At 40.3% G+C, this 21632-nt stretch carries 18 protein-coding genes; 4 read left to right on the top strand and 14 right to left on the bottom strand.

Annotated features, from left to right (window positions below; translation table 11 throughout):
* Window positions 1–217 precede the first annotated feature (217 nt).
* The 4 genes from AC5JPO_RS03845 to AC5JPO_RS03860 all read right to left on the bottom strand — a co-directional run bounded on the left by AC5JPO_RS03845 (window position 218) and on the right by AC5JPO_RS03860 (window position 7355).
* The gene (locus tag AC5JPO_RS03845) at window positions 218–3412 is read right to left on the bottom strand and encodes a type I restriction endonuclease subunit R (protein WP_493853318.1); all 3195 of its coding nucleotides are present in this window, start codon (window positions 3410–3412) and stop codon (window positions 218–220) included.
* A gap of 71 nt (window positions 3413–3483) precedes the next feature.
* The gene (locus AC5JPO_RS03850) at window positions 3484–4353 is read right to left on the bottom strand and encodes a hypothetical protein (RefSeq protein ID WP_493853319.1); all 870 of its coding nucleotides are present in this window, start codon (window positions 4351–4353) and stop codon (window positions 3484–3486) included.
* 52 nt (window positions 4354–4405) lie between these two features.
* Window positions 4406–5776 carry a restriction endonuclease subunit S gene (locus AC5JPO_RS03855; RefSeq protein WP_493853320.1) on the bottom strand — a complete coding sequence of 457 codons (1371 nt, stop codon included), beginning with the start codon at window positions 5774–5776 and terminating at the stop codon, window positions 4406–4408.
* Window positions 5766–7355: a class I SAM-dependent DNA methyltransferase gene (locus AC5JPO_RS03860; RefSeq protein ID WP_493853321.1), complete on the bottom strand. Its 1590-nt coding sequence runs from the start codon at window positions 7353–7355 to the stop codon at window positions 5766–5768. Before AC5JPO_RS03860 ends, AC5JPO_RS03855 begins: the two co-directional genes overlap by 11 nt.
* Window positions 7356–7846: 491 nt before the next feature.
* Between AC5JPO_RS03860 and AC5JPO_RS03865 the strand changes: the two genes are divergently transcribed.
* Window positions 7847–8839 carry a DUF2939 domain-containing protein gene (locus AC5JPO_RS03865; protein WP_493852646.1) on the top strand — a complete coding sequence of 331 codons (993 nt, stop codon included), beginning with the start codon at window positions 7847–7849 and terminating at the stop codon, window positions 8837–8839.
* A 102-nt stretch (window positions 8840–8941) separates the two neighbouring features.
* Here AC5JPO_RS03865 and AC5JPO_RS03870 read toward each other — a convergent pair whose 3' ends face one another.
* Window positions 8942–9754, bottom strand: a complete 813-nt coding sequence (locus tag AC5JPO_RS03870) for a tetratricopeptide repeat protein (protein ID WP_493853322.1) — start codon at window positions 9752–9754, stop codon at window positions 8942–8944.
* A 143-nt stretch (window positions 9755–9897) separates the two neighbouring features.
* A complete protein-coding gene (locus AC5JPO_RS03875) occupies window positions 9898–10950 on the bottom strand; it encodes a hypothetical protein (RefSeq protein ID WP_493853323.1) in 1053 nt (350 codons plus the stop codon).
* Between the two features lie 111 nt (window positions 10951–11061).
* Here AC5JPO_RS03875 and AC5JPO_RS03880 point away from each other — a divergent pair, with 111 nt between their 5' ends.
* Window positions 11062–11961: a competence protein CoiA family protein gene (locus AC5JPO_RS03880; protein ID WP_493852643.1), complete on the top strand. Its 900-nt coding sequence runs from the start codon at window positions 11062–11064 to the stop codon at window positions 11959–11961.
* Window positions 11962–11996: 35 nt separating this feature from the next.
* Entirely contained in the window at window positions 11997–12533 is a 537-nt protein-coding gene (locus tag AC5JPO_RS03885) for a Holliday junction resolvase-like protein (protein ID WP_493852642.1), read from the top strand.
* 841 nt (window positions 12534–13374) lie between these two features.
* On the opposite strand, the gene AC5JPO_RS03890 is transcribed toward AC5JPO_RS03885, so the two are convergent.
* On the bottom strand, window positions 13375–13608 hold the full coding sequence (locus tag AC5JPO_RS03890) for a hypothetical protein (RefSeq protein ID WP_493853324.1): 234 nt from the start codon (window positions 13606–13608) through the stop codon (window positions 13375–13377).
* A 35-nt stretch (window positions 13609–13643) separates the two neighbouring features.
* On the opposite strand from AC5JPO_RS03890, the gene AC5JPO_RS03895 reads away from it, so the two are divergent.
* Window positions 13644–14809, top strand: a protein-coding gene (locus AC5JPO_RS03895; protein ID WP_201608321.1) for an IS3 family transposase whose coding sequence is annotated in 2 segments (ribosomal slippage) — window positions 13644–13902 and window positions 13902–14809 — 1167 coding nt in all. Because the reading frame shifts where the segments join, the coding sequence is not laid out codon by codon here.
* A gap of 43 nt (window positions 14810–14852) precedes the next feature.
* Here AC5JPO_RS03895 and AC5JPO_RS03900 read toward each other — a convergent pair.
* The 7 genes from AC5JPO_RS03900 to AC5JPO_RS03930 form a co-directional block, all read right to left on the bottom strand.
* Window positions 14853–15101 carry a hypothetical protein gene (locus AC5JPO_RS03900; protein WP_493853325.1) on the bottom strand — a complete coding sequence of 83 codons (249 nt, stop codon included), beginning with the start codon at window positions 15099–15101 and terminating at the stop codon, window positions 14853–14855.
* A 1-nt stretch (window position 15102) separates the two neighbouring features.
* Window positions 15103–15429: an HNH/ENDO VII family nuclease gene (locus AC5JPO_RS03905; RefSeq protein ID WP_493852742.1), complete on the bottom strand. Its 327-nt coding sequence runs from the start codon at window positions 15427–15429 to the stop codon at window positions 15103–15105.
* 249 nt (window positions 15430–15678) lie between these two features.
* A complete protein-coding gene (locus tag AC5JPO_RS03910; protein ID WP_493852640.1) occupies window positions 15679–16236 on the bottom strand; it encodes a DUF6990 domain-containing protein in 558 nt (185 codons plus the stop codon).
* Window positions 16229–18940: a hypothetical protein gene (locus AC5JPO_RS03915; RefSeq protein ID WP_493853326.1), complete on the bottom strand. Its 2712-nt coding sequence runs from the start codon at window positions 18938–18940 to the stop codon at window positions 16229–16231. Before AC5JPO_RS03915 ends, AC5JPO_RS03910 begins: the two co-directional genes overlap by 8 nt.
* A 158-nt stretch (window positions 18941–19098) precedes the next feature.
* On the bottom strand, window positions 19099–19524 hold the full coding sequence (locus tag AC5JPO_RS03920) for a hypothetical protein (protein ID WP_394213386.1): 426 nt from the start codon (window positions 19522–19524) through the stop codon (window positions 19099–19101).
* A 5-nt stretch (window positions 19525–19529) separates the two neighbouring features.
* Complete coding sequence (locus AC5JPO_RS03925) at window positions 19530–20654, bottom strand: polymorphic toxin type 47 domain-containing protein (RefSeq protein ID WP_493852638.1); 1125 nt, start codon at window positions 20652–20654, stop codon at window positions 19530–19532.
* A gap of 578 nt (window positions 20655–21232) precedes the next feature.
* A complete protein-coding gene (locus tag AC5JPO_RS03930) occupies window positions 21233–21619 on the bottom strand; it encodes a hypothetical protein (RefSeq protein ID WP_493852637.1) in 387 nt (128 codons plus the stop codon).
* Window positions 21620–21632: the final 13 nt, after the last annotated feature.

Genomic DNA, 21632 nt, shown 5'->3' on the forward strand with positions numbered 1-21632 from the left:
ATATCACATTCTCTTGTAAACATAAATTCGCCTCATTAAATTAAATACAAAAATATGATGTTACTACTCAATTTGTGAATTTTCAAGAAACTGAACCGCCCCGACTATATCGGAGGTTGATTTACTTGAGTCAGGCAGCCATGCCTGACATGATGAAGTTGTCATAACTCTGCTTTACAAACTCAGAGAGGTCATACCAAATTACGTCTGAGTACAACTAAACCACCCTACTTTTCTTAAAGTTCTCAGCCTGCTCAAATATCTCTTTGTAGACCTCTTTGGAATCTACAGGTGGATAGCCCCATTCATCGAGCAATACCATCAAATCAAACTGTAGCTCAGCTTTGATGTCATCACGCTTGTTCCAGTCAGTGTATTTAGCCTTCTCATCGATGAGCTTTTTCACTTCTTTAGACAGCTCAATCAGCTTGTCCTCTGGATAAGTGAAATCGTACTTATGCGCCAATGATAGCAGAATGTCATAAAACGCTTTTTCTTCAAAGTCGATACCCATCTCACTAAATGATGCCATCTCTTCACGCAGCTCGTGATACAGCTTGATGATCTCATCAGAGAAATCACCAATGACCTCAGCGCGCAGTATGTCTTGCTCGTCACGGTCATTATACTTCTCGACCAAAGCATTCATCTTCTTACTAAAATCAACGCCCTTCACCTTATTGGTCTTTTTAAGCTCACCAATGGCTTTTGCGAGCAGCTGTTGTAGTAGCTCTAGCTTGGTACTTGGCTGCTTGATTACTTCAAGCTTGGCTAAGTAGTCTTCATCGAAGATATCAATCTCACCGTCGGTATTATCGCCGAGCTTAAAGATCTCTTCTACGCCATCACTCATCAGCGCATCTTTCACTAGATCACGTACCTTTTGGTTCATCTGTTCAACGTCAGGTGCGCCGCCAGTGGTTATTTTAAAGATGATGGTACGAATGGCTAGGTAGTAATGAATCTTGTCTTTGTGAGTCTTGGTGAGTGCTTCACTACCTACGCAAATATCATAGGCAGACTTAAGACGTTTAGCTAAATCCATAAAGCGCTTTTCTAGCTTTTTAGATTGTAGCGCAAAGTCAGCTGCTGCATTTAAGCAATTGAGCTGCTCTAATGGCGTGCCGTTAAAGTAAAGGCTAGAGTCAAACTTATGATAGACGGTATCCAGTAGGTTTAAATGGTCTTTGACCACCACGACTGACTTTTGGATATCGTCTAGGTTTTGAACCTGACCACCAGTGTAATGCGAGAGCGCTAGATTCATCTGCTTTTTGATGCCGATGTAATCAACGACTAAGCCGCTTTCCTTGCCTTCAAATTTACGATTGACCCGTGATATGGTCTGAATCAAGCTATGCTTTTGTAGGGGTTTATCAATGTAGATGGTATCAAGAAAGGGTACATCAAAGCCTGTAAGCCACATATCAACAACGATGGCGATCTTAAAGTTAGATTTGCCGTTTTTAAACTGACGGTCGAGCTCTTTACGATAGTCTTTATTACCGAGATTGTCCCACATGCCTTTTGCGTCGTCTTTGTTACGAGTCATGATCATTTTGACGCGCTCCATGGGCATGACATTTTTCTTATCACTCTCTGATAAGGTTGAGCCTTCCTCACACGCTCTTACTTCATTCCATTCAGGACGCAGGTCAATGATGTCTTTATAGAGCTGATAAGCAGCTTCACGGCTGCTACAGACAAACATCGCCTTACCTTTTTGCGTCGTGCCCTCTTCTACTCGCGCCTCATAATGCTGAACAAAGTCTTCAGCAATGGCTCTGATGCGGTCAGGATCACCAAGAATGGTGGACATACTCGCCATGGCTTTCTTGCTTTTCTCTATCTGGTACTCATTGGTGCCAGCGTCCGCACTTTCTTTATAGTATTTTTCGACTTCATCAAGCTGCTTGCTATCGAGTAGCACTTTGGCCGCACGGCCTTCATAGACGATACGTACCGTGATTTCATCGAATACCGATTCAATCATGGTATAGCTATCAATGACTGGACCGAAGACATCAAGGGTGGCATCAATCGGTGTACCCGTGAAGCCCACGTAAGTAGCATTGGGCAATGAGTCATGCAAGTATTTAGCAAAGCCGTAAGTCTTTTTCACCCCATTTTCAGTGACGGTGATCTTTTGCTGGAGGTTGATTTGGCTACGGTGCGCTTCATCTGAGATACAGATAACGTTGGTACGCTCGGTCAGTAGTGCTAGGTCTTCGGTGAACTTATGAATGGTGGTCAAGAACACACCGCCACTTCTGCGACCTTTTAACTGTTCGCGTAGATGCGCTCGACTTTCAACACTGATGATATTGTCATCGCCGATATAGGTCTTAGCATTGGTAAAGGTTTCAGACAGCTGACCGTCTAAATCGGTGCGATCAGTGATTAAGATAATGGTTGGACTGCCAAGCTCAACATCGCGCATCAGCAGACGTGCTAGAAACAGCATGGTAAAGCTCTTACCACAGCCAGTCGCGCCAAAGTACGTACCACCCTTTCCATCTCGAACGCCGTCACGTAAAGCATCGCTCTCATCAAACTTGCCGTTTGCATCAAGCACTTTCATATGACGTTTAATATTGTCAAACAGTTTGGTAGCAGCATAATACTGCGGATAGCGACAAACGATCTTCTCTTCCTTGCTTGATTTATCAGGCACATAGATAAAATTGCGAATGACATCAACCAAACGTGCTTTATCAAATAATCCTCTAATCATGGTTAGTAAGGAATGGATGCCGTCTTTCTCTAGCTTCTCATCGCCCGTCACTTTGCGCCAAGAGTAGTAGAACTCATACGGGGCAAAGAACGAACCCATTTTTGAGTTAACCCCATCACTGATGACACATAGGGCATTGTATTTAAACAGCTCTGGAATATCGCGCTTATAGCGAGTGGTCAGCTGGGTGTAGGCATCAAACATAGTAGCATCTTCACGGATGCTGCTCTTAAACTCAAGCACCACCAGTGGTAAGCCATTGATATAAAGAATGCCATCAGGAATACGCAGCTCAAAGCCTTGTATCTCCATCTGATTGACGATGCGAAAGCGATTGTTATCGAGTACTTCATAATCAATGAGCTGGATGTATAGGTCTTTTTGAGTATAGTCCTCACGCTTCAAGAAAAACCCATCAGCGACAAATTTCATGATGGCTTTGTTGGTGTCGTATAAATCAGATGCAGGAAGATATTCAAGCTTATGAATGATGGACTCAATCTCATACTCTGTGATCAAGTCTGCTTTATAGCGAGTAGCTAGAAACTGTCGAAGATCAGCCTTGATCAGTACATCGTCAGGGTTGCGGTCGAGTGCTTCGCCTAGCGTATGTGGATAGCCCTCGGCCGATAGCAATTCGATAATGGCTTGTTCAAGTCTGTCTTCAGTGAATTTCAACTATAAGTCCTTTTTTAGATAAATAGAGCGTTCTGCATTAGTATTATTAATTGGTGCATGTAATGTGAACCCTATAAAGCTGAGAAGCTGGATGTCGTCTCATAAACTTTTTTTACTGGATTAAACTTCATAACGAAGCTTTTATTAATAAAGTCAGGACGCTCAGGATCATCAGGAGCTATGCCTCTATAAGTCAACTTAATTGGATAGTACTTAGCCTTTGCAGGCATTACCTCAACAACCCCTTCATAACTATAGTAAAAAGGTGAGCCCTCTTCTTCCTGACCGCTATTATCCGAACCAGCATCACCTAATGCGTAAGTATTAATAAAGTCATTCTCAGGTAGGTGTAGTACTGCCCATGAACTATCCGTGTAACCTTGACGCATGTATCCACTCTTGAAAATGCTACCTACTAGGTTTTCACCTAAAGACTCTGAAGTAGCTCGAATATCATTATTTTGAAGATCCATTGAACTGTAGATACTTGAAAACTCTATGCTCTCAGATGTTCTGCTTACTAGTTGAAACTGTCCATTATTCAGCTTTTTAAAGCTGAATAAATCTGCCTTTGAACCGCAAGGAAAACAGTATTCCAACGAGTCATCATGAATGAGCACTTTTTCAATGGTCACTAAATAACGTTGCTCACCATCTGTATTGTCATAAAGCTCTATAGGGCGCATTAACGCTACTGTTCTGTATGCTGTGCTATCAGCACGACCTAAGCCAATATTTGGTAACGAGTCAATATATGTGTCATCTGCAACAGTAGGAACCATCTGACCATTATAAAACTGACGCATTACTTCTTTAAAGCTCAAGTCTTTGATTTTAACCTGAGCCATTTGACTGGCAGAGAAAGCAGGAGCGGCAGCCATTGCAGGAGTTACTGATAAAGCACCTAAACTAAGCGCCAAACTAAGCAAAAGCTTTTTCATCTTGAACTCCATTAATGATTATATTTTTGGGATAAACATGTACTATCAAAAGCTATACAGCTTCATCCACCAGTTCAGCCGCATCAGAAATACGCAACTCGCCTGACATCAGCTTAGGTAAAAGGGTGTCACGGAGTTTGGCGAGGGAGTTTATATTTTCAATTCTGCTAGTAATCTGATTATATAAATCTTTTACATCTCGGCTATAAGCATCGATAATCTTTCGACTAGGAACTAAAATTGGAATTCCCCGAAAATTTGTCTTACTTATCTCAGCAAATGTTGTTCCGCCTGCTCTTTGTTTGATTTCGTCCATAGCTGAATCTGCCCATTGGATGGCAAATTCGGGAGTTAAGATTTTTTCACACTTTAAAGCTATATATCCCTGATTAATGGCAACAGGTACTTTCGCTAAAGCTAAATAGCCCACTGGCGCTCTTGATGACATCAACACGGTATCAATAGGTAGTAATCCAGAACTAATTTTGTTCAAACCTAATTCAGTTATTTTTCTATCAGTATTCAATAAAATTTTCGATTGATTTCCTGAAAGGTCTTTTGGCGTAGTCCAACTGATATCTCCATTTTCCCAAAAATCAGAGTTCTTCGTACTAGGAGTCCCTCCTCCTACAGTATTAAACTCTGTACCAACATTGCTAACAGCCCAACCCTTCGGAATCCAACCCATTTCCTCAGTAAACTCAAACGCATCAGGGAATAAACCCTGAATATCTGAGTTGTCTTTTTTCTCAATGCCTTTACGCTGCTCAGCACGTTCGATAAATTCATCAGGAATGGCATTACCAGCTGCGAGCGCGTTATCAATCACGGGATCAAAATCTACAAACCAACTCTTAAACAATGCTTGCGCCATCGCCTCAAGCGTTTCGTTCATTTGGCGGTTAAGCTCAATTTTATCATCCAAAGAACCAAGAATATGAGCAATGGCTTTTTGTTCTGGGAGTGGTGGTGTTGGAATTTGGAAAGCCTTAATATTCGGCATCCTAATGTTGCTGACTGTAGTTCCTGTTCCCTCATTCCAACTAATTTGATGTTGTAGATATGGACTTTGTAATGCAAATAATAGAAAAGTCGAATCCATTATTTCTTTTTTGACTCTCAATAGAACCATTCTCTGACCAAGGCAGCAACGTAGCCCTTCTGGAATTTGACACACCTCTCCCATTGGCGCTTCACGAGTTAGAACTAAATCACCTGATTCTGGTATAGCTCTTTTGACTCTAGCTTGATAGCCTTCTTCGTTAGTAAAGCTAGGCGAAGATAAATCCAACCTACCATTTTTTATATTATTACTACGAAGAACAGCAACACCTTCGTCCATCCACTTAGGTGTTGAATGAGGACAATCAATAATCAGCTCTGTTACTTCATCAAGACGCATTTCTTCCCAATCATTCACCATAACCCAAACCCTCCAAGTTCTGGCGAATGGTGGCATCTAGCTTTTGCGACTCTTGCATCTGTGCATATAGCGTTTGACTGAGTTCTAACATCTTAGTCTCAAATGGGATGCCGTCATCTTCGATAGCAGCAGCACCGACATAACGCCCAGGCGTCAGCACATAGTCATTGGCTTTGATATCGTCTAGGCTTGCTGATTTACAGTAGCCTGCCTCATCGCTATAGGCTTCATAGCCGCCTGCTTCCTTCTCACCGCGCCATGCATGATATGTCTTAGCAATCGCCTCAATATCATCAGTAGAGAACTCTTTATGCGTCCTATCAATCATCGCACCGATATTACGGGCGTCGATGAATAGCGTCTCACCGCTACGATTACGTAAGCCGCGAGCTTGGCTATCAGCGGACTTGGCGGCTTTGTCTTTACTGATGAACCATAAGCACACCGGAATCTGCGTGGTATAAAACAGCTGACCCGGTAGCGCAATCATACAATCGACCAGATCGTTTTTGATGATTTGCTCGCGTATCTCACCTTCGCCGCTAGTAGTGGTAGACATCGAGCCGTTCGCCAGTACGAAACCTGCTGTACCGTGCTCAGAGAGCTTAGATATCATGTGCAATATCCATGCATAGTTGGCATTGCCCGTCGGCGGTGTCGGATAGCCTGCCCAGCGTGGGTCATCGACCAGCTCATCAGGTGCGCGCCAATCCTTTTGGTTAAAAGGTGGGTTTGCCATGATGAAGTCGGCTTTTAGGTCTTCGTGCTGATCTTTAAAGAAGGTATCGGCTGCCACATCACCCAAGTTGCTAGAGATACCACGAATGGCAAGGTTCATCTTAGCGAGCTTGTAGGTCGTGCTGGTGTACTCTTGCCCATAGATAGACACATCTTTGGTATTGCCGTGGTGACTCTCGATAAACTTGATGGACTGGACGAACATACCGCCGGAGCCACAACACGGATCATAGATTTTGCCTTGATATGGCTCAACCATTTCTGCAATCAGGTTGACCACAGACTTAGGCGTATAAAACTCACCACCGCCTTTACCCTCAGTCGCAGCAAACTTACCTAAGAAATACTCATACACGCGCCCGACGGTGTCTTCTTCTGGATTACCAATAGTATCAATGTTATTGACCACATCAATCAAGGCGGCAAGCTTACTGGCCGTTAAGCCCAAACGCGAGAAGTAATTGTCAGGCAATGCGCCTTTTAATGATTGGTTGGTTTTCTCAATCGTGCTCAGCGCTGTATCGATTTTAAGCGCGATGTCTTCTTGCTTGGCATTCTGCTGAATAAAGCGCCAACGGCTCTCCTCTGGCAAATAGAACACATTATCTTTGGTATAGGCTTGCACCATATCGATATGCTTTTCATAGCCTGTATCGATCAGCTTTTGGCGCTGCTGCTCAAAAGTATCACTGATGAACTTTAAGAAAATCAGGCTAAGGACGATGTGCTTATATTCTGATGATTCGACGCTACCGCGTAGCTTGTTGGCGGCATCCCAAAGGGCTTCTTCAAAATTGCTATTGTCTGTTTTATCTTTTTTGCTTACCGGTGTTTTAGCCATGTTTTTTGATTCTCTATGTTCTGATAGCTAACCATGCAATGAATGCATGATTAGTCGTACAAGAAAGTGATTTGTTTTGTGGTAACAATTTTAGCGAGATTGTGCTTTTAAGCAAGCTTATCTATCCACTCATTTTGGAAGGAACTGCTATTTCGTACTCAATATAGATCATAAACAATGGTTAATTTTTATTTTGCTGGACTCAGAATTTATATAGACCTAAGCAAATTATTCTACGAACGACAACGGTGATGTTCCTGTCGAATATTAAAAGGTGTTTTTGATAAATAGAAGTTTATTAAATTGTTTTACAAGTCAACTAATGTTAGCATTAATTTCTAAATGTTACTACTATGTAAATCTGCATAAATTCATGACATTGGTAAAAATTATACTTTGTAAATATAGCAGCTAAGCATTTCAGTCTAAGCGTTAGCTATTCGTATTGCTTTATCGTCTTTTAATATTATTAGAAATTCAGGAGAGATTCTTTGAAAAAGCTTTTACCTTGGTTGGCAGGCTTGTTGGTTATGTTTGCGATTTATCTCTATGCTTCACCATATATAGCTTTGTATAACATCAAAAATGCTGCTGAACAGAAAGACGCAGACAAGCTGTCAGGGTATATTGACTTCCCTAGCGTTAAGCAGAGCATAAAAGATCAAGTCAAAGCCGCTATGGTTGAAGAGCTTGCTGCAAGTGATGAGCAAGATGGTTTTGAGGCTTTAGGAACGATGTTGGCCGCTGCCATGATAGACCCAATCGTCGATGGTGTGGTCACACCTGATGGTGTTGCATTAATGCTTCAGGGGCAAGAGTTAGACTTTGGCTTAGATGACAAGACAACTAAAGATAAACCCAAAGTCAAAGATACAGATATTGATTATAAAGCAGGCTACTTGTCATTTAATCGATTCAAAGTTCAGATCATTGATGCTGATGACACGGATGAGTCATTAGATGTAATCATGCATAGAGACGGTCTTAGCTGGAAAGTCACAAGGATTTCTTTCTCGTTAGACTTAACAGATAAAAATTCTAACAAGAACGTTGAAGCATCATCTGACGTCGATTTAGGCTGGATTGATGAAGAGGTTGCTAGTGAAACCTATGACGATATGTTCCAAGATCTAAGTGAGCAGCTGGATGCTGACATGACATCCATATCAGATGAAAGTGAAACTACTTATGATACTTCGAATAACGACTACTACAATAATGAAGCCGGTGCTTACGCTGTAGAAACGACCGAACTACTGACACCAACGCAAGCAGCGCACATTGACTACCTTGTAGACAACAATATTGAAGTACCACAAGACATGATAGATTTGTTGAATGATTTTACCCTTGGTGATGGCACAGATGCTGATTTGCGTAAATTCGTGATTGAACGTTCAGGTTATGATGACGGATATGATCCATTAACCGATTGTCGTAACCCAGATCTGACAGAAGCACAGTATATGAGTAGCTGTACTTGATAGGTAGCTAGTCGTTCTGAAAAAAAGCCACCTTAGCATTTTGCAAGGTGGCTTTTTTATGGATAGAGGGTTGTGAGCGGTTATACGGTTTTTGGGAAATTTTCACTGTTCCCTATTTAATAAAACGTATTCATCACAACTAGGCTCATATCCATTGTCACAAGACTTGCTATACCACTCTTGCGATTTAACATTATCTTGCTCCACACCTCTGCCTTCGAAGTACATCAAGCCAAGACTATTCTGTGCCTCGGCTATGCCTTGATTTGCAGCTTTTAGATACCATTCGGCTGCTTTTTTATCATTGAGCTCAACACCTTTACCCGTTTCGTACATGTCACCAATATTGTTTTGAGCTCCAGCATATCCTTGATCAGCAGCTTTTCTTAACCATTTCAGTGTCTCTGCATAATCCTGACTCACTCCTTGACCCTCATAGTACATTGCAGCTAAATTGTACTGAGCCAATGCAAAACCTTGATCAGCTGACTTCCGATACCATCCAACTGCTTTATAATAATCTTGAGGAATATCTTCGCCATTCTGATAAAGAGTTCCAAGATTATATTGAATTTCAGCATTACCTTGTTTAGCAGCCTTTTCATACCACTCAATGGCCTTAGCATAATTTTGACGTACGCCAGTTCCATTACTATACATCTCTCCAAGTGCATATTGAGAAAATACTCTACCTCTATCAGCAGCTTCTTTAGTCTTTTCAAATGCTTTAACATCATCTTGACTAATACCATCTCCAGTAAGGTACATGTGGCCAAGAGTCGCTTGCGTGGTCGCTATACCTTTATTCATTAACATACTTACGATACCAAGATCGGCAGTAGCTGGTATGGCTAACCCACACGATAATCCCACTAGCATCACTTTACAAATTAATGTTCTATTGAATTTTTGCATGATAATTATTCTTTCTCATCCAGTTTTTGATTAGTATCCCAGCCTGCTTGATCACTTTGATCACTTAAAAATAATTCATGCTATGACTTTAATAATGAAATCGGTACTGTACTAATAACAGCGTTGGTGCTATCTCAACTATTCTATGTCTCACCTGTCAAATATCTTGGCACACCCAAAAAGTAACCCTTCATCGTCATCCGATCAAAGCTATACACATGAGCATGCGGCGCTTCCCTACAGCGTCCTACCAATGGCTGTTTTTGATCTGGCTTGCCATTAGCTAGCTCTATCAATCCTGAGCAAATTGGACAAGTTGCAGTGAACTCTGTGACTCTCGCTACATTCAGCCTATCTTTATCCCAATACATCTCAATATCCGCATTAACGACATTAATATTTGCAAAGAACATAGGCGCTTTAATAACACGATAATAAGGTAGTCTATATAACGGCACAAAGAAATATCGCCAGTTAAGATAAGCCAGAGGAATAAATGCCACAAAAAGTATGGCTTGCCAAAGCTTAAAATTTGGCAAATCGCTTAGTAATAAAATGACGAGTAACGAAAATATAGCAATAAAGATATCTACCAAAAAACTTAGCATCAGCAAGATCATTAGCAAAACGCCTCGAAAGCTTAAGATCTTTAGCTCACCCTTTTTGAAGAAAAGCCGAGTGAATAAAGATGGCTTAATCTCAGAAGCCGCTTTGCGCTCATAAGTAATACCACTTAAATCCTCATCAGACTCAAAGACAGCAGATTCAGCTATTCGCTCTTCATCTACTTCCTTGTTTTCAATAGCTTTAATGCTCATCCATATTAGGGTTCTGTTCTTGGCACCACCCTCTGATACAGATGAAATAACTTCTGGTAAATAACCTATATCCTTAAAAGCCTGTTTACAGTCTGGTTGTGAGTTAATGAATTTTTCTAACTCTACATTTAATCTATCCGTTTTTATCTTATTTTTAGCAACTTGACTGCTCACAGTATTTTTATTCACGCCCCTCGCTTTGGCATAGATATCTTGTCTTGATAACTTATTAGGTTCAAACGCTTCATCCGAATACTTTATTTTGTTGAGCTGTGCTTCGACTATTATTCTGAGGCAATGATCATAAAAAGTATTTCTTGGAAAATTAAGAAATTGTTTTTCGAGCTCTTCAAAGACACCTAAGTGTATGTTTTTCATAGTTAAATACCGATTAAAATCCTATTACGCCCCCAATAGCAGTCTGTTTTAGAGGCAGAATTCTTCTCATAATTACCTCACTCCTAACCAACTAACAAGAGGATGGTAACTATGACTATGTCAATAGCTGTTAATGAGCAAAAGCAAATCGTCAATGTTAAGCAAGTCGAGCGAGGGCTGGCTTGTATGTGTTTTTGCTTTGAATGCGCGGAGCCTGTAGTGGCTCGTAAAGGTGAAAAGAATGAGCACCATTTTGCACACCTAAACAATAAGGAAAGCTGCACTATTCATCCTGAAAGTATCCTACACAAGTTTGCTAAACAAGTCATTATGCAAGAGAGGTATTTAACACTGCCATCACTACCTGATGACGAAAATAGCGAGGATAAAACTTGGCAGTTTGACCACCTTATCGAGGAGCAATCTGTAGGCTGTATTCGACCGGATATAGTCGCAACGGTCGATGATGAAATGATGTTTATTGAAGTTGCCGTGACTTCTTTCATCGATACTGATAAAGCCGATTTTATTAAGCAGTTAGGTATTAAGACTGTTGAGATCGATTTGAGAGAGATCATGACACAAGGTATTGAGGTACCGAGTGAGGAAGCCAAAGATTATATTCTAGACTGTGTCAGTAATAAGCAGTGGATATTCCCAGCACCGAAATCGCTCACAATGCCAGTAGTCCCTACACCATTACCTGAGCCTCTTTATAACTGTCAGAGCAGCACTACTGACGAGAGTAGCAACGGAAGCTTTGATAAAGGCTATACCATCTATCGCTTTACCATCAAACACGCTTGGGTAGATGTCAGGGTCTTTAATTCAGGCATGGTGTCTATTAAGTGTGTGACCTACAACCATGATGTTATTGAGATACTCAAGCAATGGCGTAACGAAGGCGGTGGTCAATACAATCAAAAATATAAGTCATGGAATTACTTTAAGCCGTTTTCAGATACTGTCTTTCAACGACTGCAAGAAATGGATATGGCCCCTACTGCTTAAATATGACCCTACTTGATACTACGGAGAATAAAACTATGACGCTCAATACTATGCTGCTAATTATAATCTTGCTAATGATTGCACTCCTTGTATGGACTATACAGCGAATACAATTGCAAAATAAAGCTCTACTAGAGAGCGAACGGAATATTGCGCAAATTAAGAACGATATGCTTGAAAAAGAAGCAGGCTTTCAACAGCGATTAGATAAAGACATTAAAGAGGCACAAAAGCGTTCAAACAACATGCAGCGTAACGTCCTAAAAGGTCAAATTGGTGAACAGTTCACGCCCTTTATTACTGATTTTCCTTACAACCCTTCAGACTGCCGATTTATGGGGGAACCGATTGACTATGTCATCTTCCAAAATTTACACGAATGCGCTGATGGCAATGTTCCGATTGAAGACGTACATCTCATTATTGCAGAAGTTAAAACAGGAAATGCAAGACTTAACCAAAGACAGAAAATTATTAAGCAAGTAATCGAAAATGGGCAGGTTAGCTTTAAGGAGCTTAGAATAAGACACTGTGAGGATACAGAAGATATGCGTGTTCAGGTAAGCATATAACCAGTTTTATCTACTCGCTTTCACTCTTAAACAGCCTACCTACCTTTTCAATCAAAACACTAAAAAACATTACTTATTGACAAATTTAAGACTATTTAATCGTCTCTAGAGATGGGTTTAAGCCATTGTTTTATATAGTTTTATTAATAAATAATAGTTTAAAAATAGTCTTTTTTTATAAAAAGACTATTTTTTCAATATTCGTAATAATAAATATTATCTTATAGAAATTTGCTAAATAATCATTATAAATAAAACTACTTAATACTTCTCCCTTCATAAAAGCTTGGCAAACGACAATTAGCAGCTCACATGGTCGATAGATACCTGAAATAACAGAATCATTTATCAGTGATGAGGCTCTGAAAAGAGCAGCTAAAAAGCTATCTTGTCAGTTTGATATAGACATTGATAAGATTGACACAAAAAAAAGCGATAATGGCAATGAGGGCTAGCATCAAAAAGTGCTGCTGCCCTTTAACGTCAACAAGGTTAGAGATAGATCGTTTGAATTATAATAATCGTCAGTTTCTGCTAGAAGAACTCATGCAACTCGATGAACAAAGAGCAAAAGTCGCTAATAGCTATAGCAACGCTTTGATAACAACAGGGGCCAGTCTTTGTGGAAATCGGGGTTTACATTTCATCTGTTAGTTCTTGTGGAATATCTTTGCCTTTAATTTCGTCATTATGCCTACGATTGTCAGACATACTTTCTAACCTGAAGTGTTGAGAGTAGCTATTATCTTGATGCACTACGGCTATTTTGACGTGAATGACACAGTTAAAAACATAAAGCCTAACTGATTACGTTAGGCTTTATGATAAAAATTATCGAGCGTTAATCCTCATTTTCATCGGTCAAGTACCACTCCATAAACTCATAGAAGCTATCCCAATGCGGTAATGTACCGTCCGTTAGTTGCTGTAGCTGTCCCATCTGAAAATCCCATACGCTATCATCTTCTGTATTGTAAAAATAACCGCCTTCACCTTCGCCTGTACTAAATAAAATGTAATTCTTAGGTACATCCCAATAGTCATGTGAGCTATGCTGAAAAAACTGTAGAACCAAACTTGGTAAACTAACGACTCAATGAGGAGTTTATCATGACTAAGAAAATCAGAACCTATAGTGCAGCATTCAAAGCTGAAGCCGTTAAAAAGATAGCAGATAATAAGGGCAATGTTTCAGCGACTGCAAAGCAGCTTGGCATCGCCATGCAGACATTATCTAACTGGCAAAACAAAGCTGATAAAGGCCAGCTTATTGGTACTAAAGAATATGATCCTGAGCTCATGGCTATACTAGAAGAGAATAAACGTCTTAAACGTGATCTCAAAGTTGCTCAGGAAGAGAGAGATATTCTAAAAAAGGCCACGGCGTACTTCGCGAAGCACAGTTGATGAGGTACGTCTTTATCAAGGATAACCAGAAAATATTTAGCATCACTTGTATGTGTCACGTATTAGATGTCAAGCCATCAAGCTATTATAACTGGATAAATCGTGGTGTTAGTAATCAGCAGATCCACCGCAACCAGTGTGAGCTGCTGGTTCGCGTGGCTCATGATGAAACTAAGCAGCGCTATGGCTGTGAGCGATTGCATGCTCATCTTGCAGAGCAAGGCCATCATATCAGTCAATACATGGTAAGACGCATTAAAGAAGAATACGGCATTGTTTGCCGTCGTCACAAGCGTTTTAAAGTTACCACCAACTCAAACCATAACAAGTTTATTTATCCAAACCTGCTCGATCAAAAATTTGATACCAGTCGTCCTAACGAAGCTTGGGTTAGTGACATCACTTACATATGGACAGATGAGGGTTGGCTATACTTAGCAGGTGTTAAAGACCTCTACACTAAAGAGCTGGTCGGCTATGCTATCCACAAGCGTATGACAGCAGATTTAGTTTGCCGTGCACTCAATATGGCCATCAAGAACAAACGACCCAACCAACGGCTGATTGTGCATTCTGATAGAGGCAGTCAGTACTGTAGTTATGACTATCATAAGATCATTAAGAAGCATAAATTTAAGGGTTCAATGTCCAGACGTGGTAATTGCTTTGATAATGCTCCGATAGAGAGTTTCTGGGGCATATTGAAAAATGAGTTAGTGTATCATCAGGATTATAAAATGAGATTCGAAGCTATCAATGACATCATTAAATATATTGAGCTTGAGTATAACCAGACTAGAATCCAAAAGGGTTTGGGCTATAAAACGCCAAGACAGGTGTGGTTTGATTTTTATCGTCAAGCTGCGTAACTAAAATCTCCCAAGTCAATGTCTACAGATTTGACAGCATAGGTCAATGTGCCATTTTAGCTGAGAAACCCTGAGGTGGCATAGGATCAACTATTTCATCAGCACCCGAACGACTATTCAAAAATCTTAAAAAATATTTTGTATATAATTTAAAAAAACCACTGTCCTTTTTAACACCATATTCTAAAAGAATATTTTCTGTACTTTCTTTCTTTTCAGTTTTTTTTTGCATTAGACATGCAGCATGATTTTTTTCAGATAACAACTTTTCCACTGTATTGAATGAACTCACATTAATCTCCTTGCAGTTGGTTTAAACGATCTTTCCAATAGGTTTCTTTATCAGTCTTAAATTTTGGTCTATCGACTGGATAATCTGGATGCTGCTGAGGTGAATATGGATGCACCGCTTGCCTACCATTTTGATCATTACGCCCTAAATGAGTTGATTTAGAAGTTTCAAATAAAGCACCGCGCCCATCTTGACGTGAATGATGAAGCTGAACTTGCTCATATCGACCATTCTTAAATACGGAAGGTGACCTACCTTGTTTCATTAAATCAGCATTTGTAGTTAAATTATCACCATCAGCCTGTAGTGGTTTAGCATTTAAATCAATTTCTTGCTGAGGGTTTTACCTTTAGGACACTAACCACACTTGCCACACCTTCAATGCGTACGCTTGAGGCACTATTACTCGCGGCAAATAGACTTTGAACATTTTGGGCATTGTCGACAAGGCTGTTTAATGATCAGGTGAGGCAATCTTATTAAATATATTTAAGATGCTAAGCATTATTTTTAAAAAGTAAAAAAGCAATAATACTTAATTTGTATTATTGCCTTTTAAGATCGTTTCTAAGAGTATCTATTGATACTTTTTACTAGCTTCCAATGCTCGTTCGATAAAATCTTGTTTGATATAAGGTACAAATCCCATAGAGTCTGAATTTTGAAAATGCTCAAGATAGTCAGTCAATTGTGTAGATTTCCCACTGATGGCCAAGGCGGATAAATGATGTAAAGGAAGATTTCCTTTAGAATCAGTTGGCAACTTACAGTATTCTTTCAACCCTGCTTCAATATCTTGCTCCTGTGCCCACACTTCAATTTCGTTGAGATATTTTTCGATAACTTCTCTAGTTGGATTTTTAGTGTAGATAGATTGTTCCTTATTCCTGACGATACCAGAATGTACTATTCTTCTAGGTTTTTTATTCTCAAAAATGTATTTAACTAAAACACTAAAATCTTTAGTACTCACACTTGGCATCATGATTATTTGATATTCGTTTGGTAATCTTTTTATACCAGGTATGACTTGAATTTGTCTGTCTGGCAATTGCTTATAGGCACAGTCATCAATACCTTTTTTTATCGTCCAGCCATTGTCTAATAAAACATTACATAGCTCTATTTTAGTCATTTTTTAATCCTTCGAATTGTATTATTTCTATAGGAATACCATTAGGATAACCCTGTTCTTTGAGTGATAAACCTGGTGTTAGCCCAAAATTATCTGCTACATCGCCACGTGGAATAGCATCACCATTTCTAATCTGTGGATAAATCTCACTTTGGCGGATAGACAAATCGGCATTGCCAGTTTTTACTTCAAATAGTACTATTTTACCGTCTGGTCCTCTGCCAATTATATCAGGTCTACAGAGCCCTTCTTTCCCACAATCATAACCAAAACTTGCCTCTTTATCACTGACAGTATAGCCTCTAGCTTCCAGCTCAGATTTGTATTCTGTAACTTTAGCATCATGGTGAAGTTTTTGCGCACCGATATTACTATTATTTTCATAAGGTGAGGCAGCGGTTCGTTGCACGCCATTATCATCAATATAATAGTAACCACCGCTATCTCTTTGATAGATCTCATTACCATTATCATCACGTTTACCCGTGCTGGTTGCTCTTCCTTTGCCTGGACCTGTGATACTACCACCAGAGTTATTGGTATATGCGCCTTCTTTAGCATCACCGATAGCCAATATCGCGCCACCAGTTTCAGCGGCACCGATGCCATTTTTAGTGCCATCAGGTCTTCCTGTTATCGTAGTTGCACCGCCCATGTCAAGATTACCTACTATGGTAGCGGGCTTCGGGGTCACATCGATATTCACTTTTCCAAGCTGACCCAAACCCTCTTTGGTGAGTTTTACCCCACGACCAGCCGCACTACCCATCATAGCATCAGCACCCAGCTCTCCAACTATTTGAGCATCTTTATAAGTGACGTCATATGGTAGCGCTTGCTGTCTCTTCAACTTACGGTAGTTCCACTCGGTCAGAGCACCTTCTTGTAATTGCCCAGCTTTATCTACCGCACTATCCCAAGTACCACTTGGATCATTGACCACGTTGCTTGTCGCACCTTTTACTGTCTCGACAATATTTTTGCTTACCGTTATCGCATCATTAAGATGGTCTTTGGCAGATTTATTCGCTTCTGCTTTGATCGTTTCAACGTTATTATCAACCGCCTTATTTGCACCTGATATCAGACCTGCTATATTGGCGACATTGTTTGCACCATATATCATGGCAGCTTCTTTGGCACTAATATCTGTACCAAACTTCATATTTGCTGACTGATCATACAAGTCCGTAGTTTGTTCATCTGCATAAGCCGTATTCATAAATAAAGTTTGATTGTTAAAATCTTCCTTCGTAGCAGTAAAACCGTTAGCAGCAGTATCTACATAATAGACTGCTCGTTGTTTTTCAAAGTCTAATACGTTACTTTTATTAGCAGTGACAACAATATTATCTAGAGTGACATGAGGTAGATTGGGATCAGATGCTCCAATTGTAGGTTGATCTGCTTCAGGTATAGGTTGATTAGCTAAAGATATCTGATTTGATAAATCATAAACTGAAATATTACGCGTTTGATTCGTCAAATAGTTATAAGCCTGTTGATAAGTCTGTATTTCTTTATCGTCAATATAGTTTTCAATGCTGCTCTGCCATCCTACGTCAATATTGTACAAAGCACCTCTGGTCAGCCGTTTTTCTGCTTCTGTTATAGAAATGCCCTTATCTTGAGCATAGTCCTGCGCCAGTTGTTTAATCAGTGCTGCTTCTTCAGGATGCAGTTGTCTATTATTCGCATCGACATTGACAGCCGTCACCGTACTTGATGTGTTTAGCCCAGCAGCAACTCCCGCTCCTGCCAATGCCAGACTGGTAATACCTTTAGTTGCATTACTAGCAGTATCCGTATCCATACCTTGAGCAATGAGCGCATCTCTCATTTTAGCTTCAACATTACTGATAGTAGGCGCAGCAGCCGCAACGCCGCCTGTAGTTAGAACGCCTTCAATACTCCCTGTACCAAGTCCACCTAGCACTAGAGCATGGGTAGCAACTCGATATTTACCGCCTTCTTTCCAATTCTGGTAACCTGTTTCATTTTCCTTAAGTTGTTGTTCCGCAAGTCGTAATTGGTCACTGATATAAACTATTTTTTCAGGGTCTTTGGTCGCTTCCAAATCTTCTCTAAGCATATTAACGGCTTTCTGAGCAGTTTCGTAAGCCTCCATCTTTTTCTCTGCAAACTCAGCCACTGCCTTTGGCGCTTCCTTACCAAACTCCTGCGTAATCTGCGTCTGCGCCCCCAGCTCCTCATTCACTCGACTGGCATCAAAGCTATTCTCTAGGACACCTGCATACTCAGCACGGTTGTCCGTGGTGATGTCTTTATTACCTGCAATACCTGTGATACCTGCTCGAGTCACACTGCTGTCACTGTCGCTATCGCTGCCATAACCTAGGCCGTTCATACTGGCTTGCGGTTTATTATCGGTACTACCGATGCTCACACCCACTTGGATGGCATCACCATCATAGCTCGTGGTGTTCTCAATCTCTGTGGTCTCAATGCCGCCAAGACTCGTATAGCTATTGCGCCCAGCCGCAACCGCCGCATCAGTGGTGGTAATCGCGCCACCTATCAGCGTCGTTTTTCCCTTAGCAGCAAGATCAAAGCCACCATCGCCTGTGAAAAGGCCTGACTGCTCACCAACCCCTTTATAGTCTGCATTTAAGTCAGTCTTACTACCATTGACCGAGAGACTGGAGCCTGCACCTTTTAGATCAAGGTCAGCACTAAAGCCCATGTTCTTTTGCTTGCTGGCGTAGGTGGCGGTGTCTTAGTTTTAGATACGAAAAAAGCTACGATAATTAATGTATCGTAGCTTTTTTTGATTTAAATCGTTTTAGGATTGTGAGCCCTACCTCGCCTGTAGTAAAACAATACTATACAAATGATTAATAACTAAATATTCATTAAATCTTCAATGTCTTCACAATCACCTGAAACTTCAATAACATACCAATTTACAGCAATTAAAAAGCTCAAGTCACTGTTTGATAAAAAGTACTCAATGCCGAAAGATTCTTCCATCAACTCACCGACTCTTTGCACATTTTCAACTTCCAAAACTAAATTTCTATCAACTCCTTCTTGGTCAAAAAACAGGTAACCTTTTTGCTTTTTTATTGCTAAAGTATATGTAAACTCATTCTCTTCTAGAGAAATAACTTTACTATTATCTGATATTGCTAAATGACCACTCGTTCTTAAAGGATCAAACTTTTTAAAAATTTTAGAGATTAATTTTTCAGCTTCTACTCCCTTGATAATTGAATAATTGAGACCTATTTTATCTGCATTCGATTTTAATTCATTTATAATATACATTACCTTTATCTCCTTGTCGTTGGAATATGATCTACAAATATATGCCCTCTAACTCTATCTGAACCTTTACCAGGAGTCTGATATCCTATATGTGGCTGGTGAGGTCCTTCACCTAACTGACCGTTACCTTTTACATTATTAAATTTAGGTATATCTATATTGACATTAGCACCATTAGGACCTACATATTCAGTAGGGATTGTTTTTCCATTGATATCTTTACCCCATTTTGAAACTTTAAAACTTGTTCTAGGAATGCCAGTTTTTTGAAAGGCTAGATTTAAAGCATCTCTATAATTTGAAGAAGTTCCTCTTAAATCAAAATCTTTTTTAGGATTGAACTTCCAATTACTTCCAGTCAATCCTTTTCCTACTACAGTTGCTTTACCAATACGCGAAGCACCTATACCTACTGCGCCTTGAGCTATTACTCCAAGAATACCATCTTCTCTATACGCCGCATCACCTTGCCATCTTAAACTTTGATTTGCAAACTGATCGTTGTTAAATGTTACCCCTGAACGTAAGCTTCCGTTTCCAAGGCCACCTAGATTCTCTATCTGAGAATACAATTTAGGATCAAAAAGTGTATCGCCATTATATCGCTCGCTTCCAGCATAGTAGTTTTTAATATGCTGCCCACATCTTTGATAGCTGTAATTTGTCTCGCAATCATTAGTAAACGCAGCTTGCTGCTTTTTATCAAGGTTCTTATAATACGTATTAATCTCATCTATACGTCTTCCGTTTCCTTTCGCTTTTTTCAAGTCATTAATCCATTGTTGCAGTTGGATATGATTCAAATAATTATTGTGCGTCTGATTCACACTACTCGCCGTACTTGCCGTGTCTCCGCCAACAATACTACCAACACCAGCTGACAACCCTAGAAGTAGAGCACTTTTAGTTGTTTCATCAACGCCTTGTTTCTCTAAATACGCATCTACTGCTGGAATTGATACTGCCGTCGTTCCACTAGCTAAGGCACCGTCTACACTTCCTGTGGCAATAGCGCCAACTAGCGTATGCAAACCAACCCGATAAGCGCCACCTTCTGCCCATTTTTCTGCTTCTTCTAAATCACCATCAAGTATAAGCTGTGTTTGTATATTTCCAGAAAACTCAGCCACTGCCTTTGGCGCTTCCTTGCCAAACTCCTGCGTAATCTGCGTCTGCGCGCAAGCTCCTCATTCACTCGACCAGCATTAAAGCTATTCTCAAGCGCACCTGCATACTCGGCGCGGTTGTCTGTCGTGATGTCTTGGCTACCTGCAATACCTGTAATACCAGCGCGCGTCACACTGCTGTCACTGTCGCTATCTGTGCCATAGCCTAGACCGTTTAGATTGGCTTGGGGTTTGCCTGTTGTATCGCCGAGACTGAGTCCTGCTTGTAGCGCAGCATCAGTCGTGGTAATCGCCCCGCCTATAAGTGTAGTTTTACCGCCAGCAGTAAGATCAATACCACCATCGCCTGTAAAGATGCCTGGCTGCTCACCGACTGCTTGATAGTCTGCATTTAGATTGGTTTTGCCACCATTGACCGATAGACTAGAGCCTGCGCCACCACCTGCGATGTCAATATCAGCACTAAAGCCAATGTTCTTTTGTTTGCTATCGTAGGTGGCGGTGTCTTAGTTTTAGATACGAAAAAAGCTACGATATATTGAGTATCGTAGCTTTCAATTACTATTCAGAACTTTAGATCATCACTTTAAAAAAGTTTGATTTATCTCTTCTCCTGTGATGAGCTCATCAGTTTCTTCATAGTCTTCAGGTTTGTCATAATCATATTCAATTTCAAACTTACCATCAGGATACAAGGTAAAAGTTAAACCCCATATTCGGTCGCCTGTTAACTTTAACATATAATCTCTAATAAATATTGCAGCGTCCAGTCCTTCCCATATAGCATCTGAATTATTTTCAAACCCTGCTGTATCTGTTTTATTACCTTTAAAAATTAAGAAATGGTCAGCAGTTGCCATTTTAAAGTAAATATTAAAATCAACCTTGATAAGATCCCAAGGCCGTTCATTTGCAAAAGCTAAACCATACTTTCCAAGATATTCGTAAGCTTGGTCAATTGAGTCCATGTCTTATACTCAC

The sequence above is a fragment of the Psychrobacter sp. H25 genome, from assembly GCF_059076335.1.

Bases quoted from the DNA above. Each gene is read 5' to 3' on its own strand.
- AC5JPO_RS03850 (WP_493853319.1), bottom strand. From the start codon at position 4,353: ATGAAAAAGCTTTTGCTTAGTTTGGCGCTTAGTTTAGGTGCTTTATCA.
- AC5JPO_RS03855 (WP_493853320.1), bottom strand. From the start codon at position 5,776: ATGGTGAATGATTGGGAAGAAATGCGTCTTGATGAAGTAACAGAGCTG.
- AC5JPO_RS03860 (WP_493853321.1), bottom strand. From the start codon at position 7,355: ATGGCTAAAACACCGGTAAGCAAAAAAGATAAAACAGACAATAGCAAT.
- AC5JPO_RS03870 (WP_493853322.1), bottom strand. From the start codon at position 9,754: ATGCAAAAATTCAATAGAACATTAATTTGTAAAGTGATGCTAGTGGGA.
- AC5JPO_RS03875 (WP_493853323.1), bottom strand. From the start codon at position 10,950: ATGAAAAACATACACTTAGGTGTCTTTGAAGAGCTCGAAAAACAATTT.
- AC5JPO_RS03880 (WP_493852643.1), top strand. From the start codon at position 11,062: ATGACTATGTCAATAGCTGTTAATGAGCAAAAGCAAATCGTCAATGTT.
- AC5JPO_RS03885 (WP_493852642.1), top strand. From the start codon at position 11,997: ATGACGCTCAATACTATGCTGCTAATTATAATCTTGCTAATGATTGCA.
- AC5JPO_RS03910 (WP_493852640.1), bottom strand. From the start codon at position 16,236: ATGACTAAAATAGAGCTATGTAATGTTTTATTAGACAATGGCTGGACG.
- AC5JPO_RS03915 (WP_493853326.1), bottom strand. From the start codon at position 18,940: ATGGGCTTTAGTGCTGACCTTGATCTAAAAGGTGCAGGCTCCAGTCTC.
- AC5JPO_RS03920 (WP_394213386.1), bottom strand. From the start codon at position 19,524: ATGTATATTATAAATGAATTAAAATCGAATGCAGATAAAATAGGTCTC.
- AC5JPO_RS03930 (WP_493852637.1), bottom strand. From the start codon at position 21,619: ATGGACTCAATTGACCAAGCTTACGAATATCTTGGAAAGTATGGTTTA.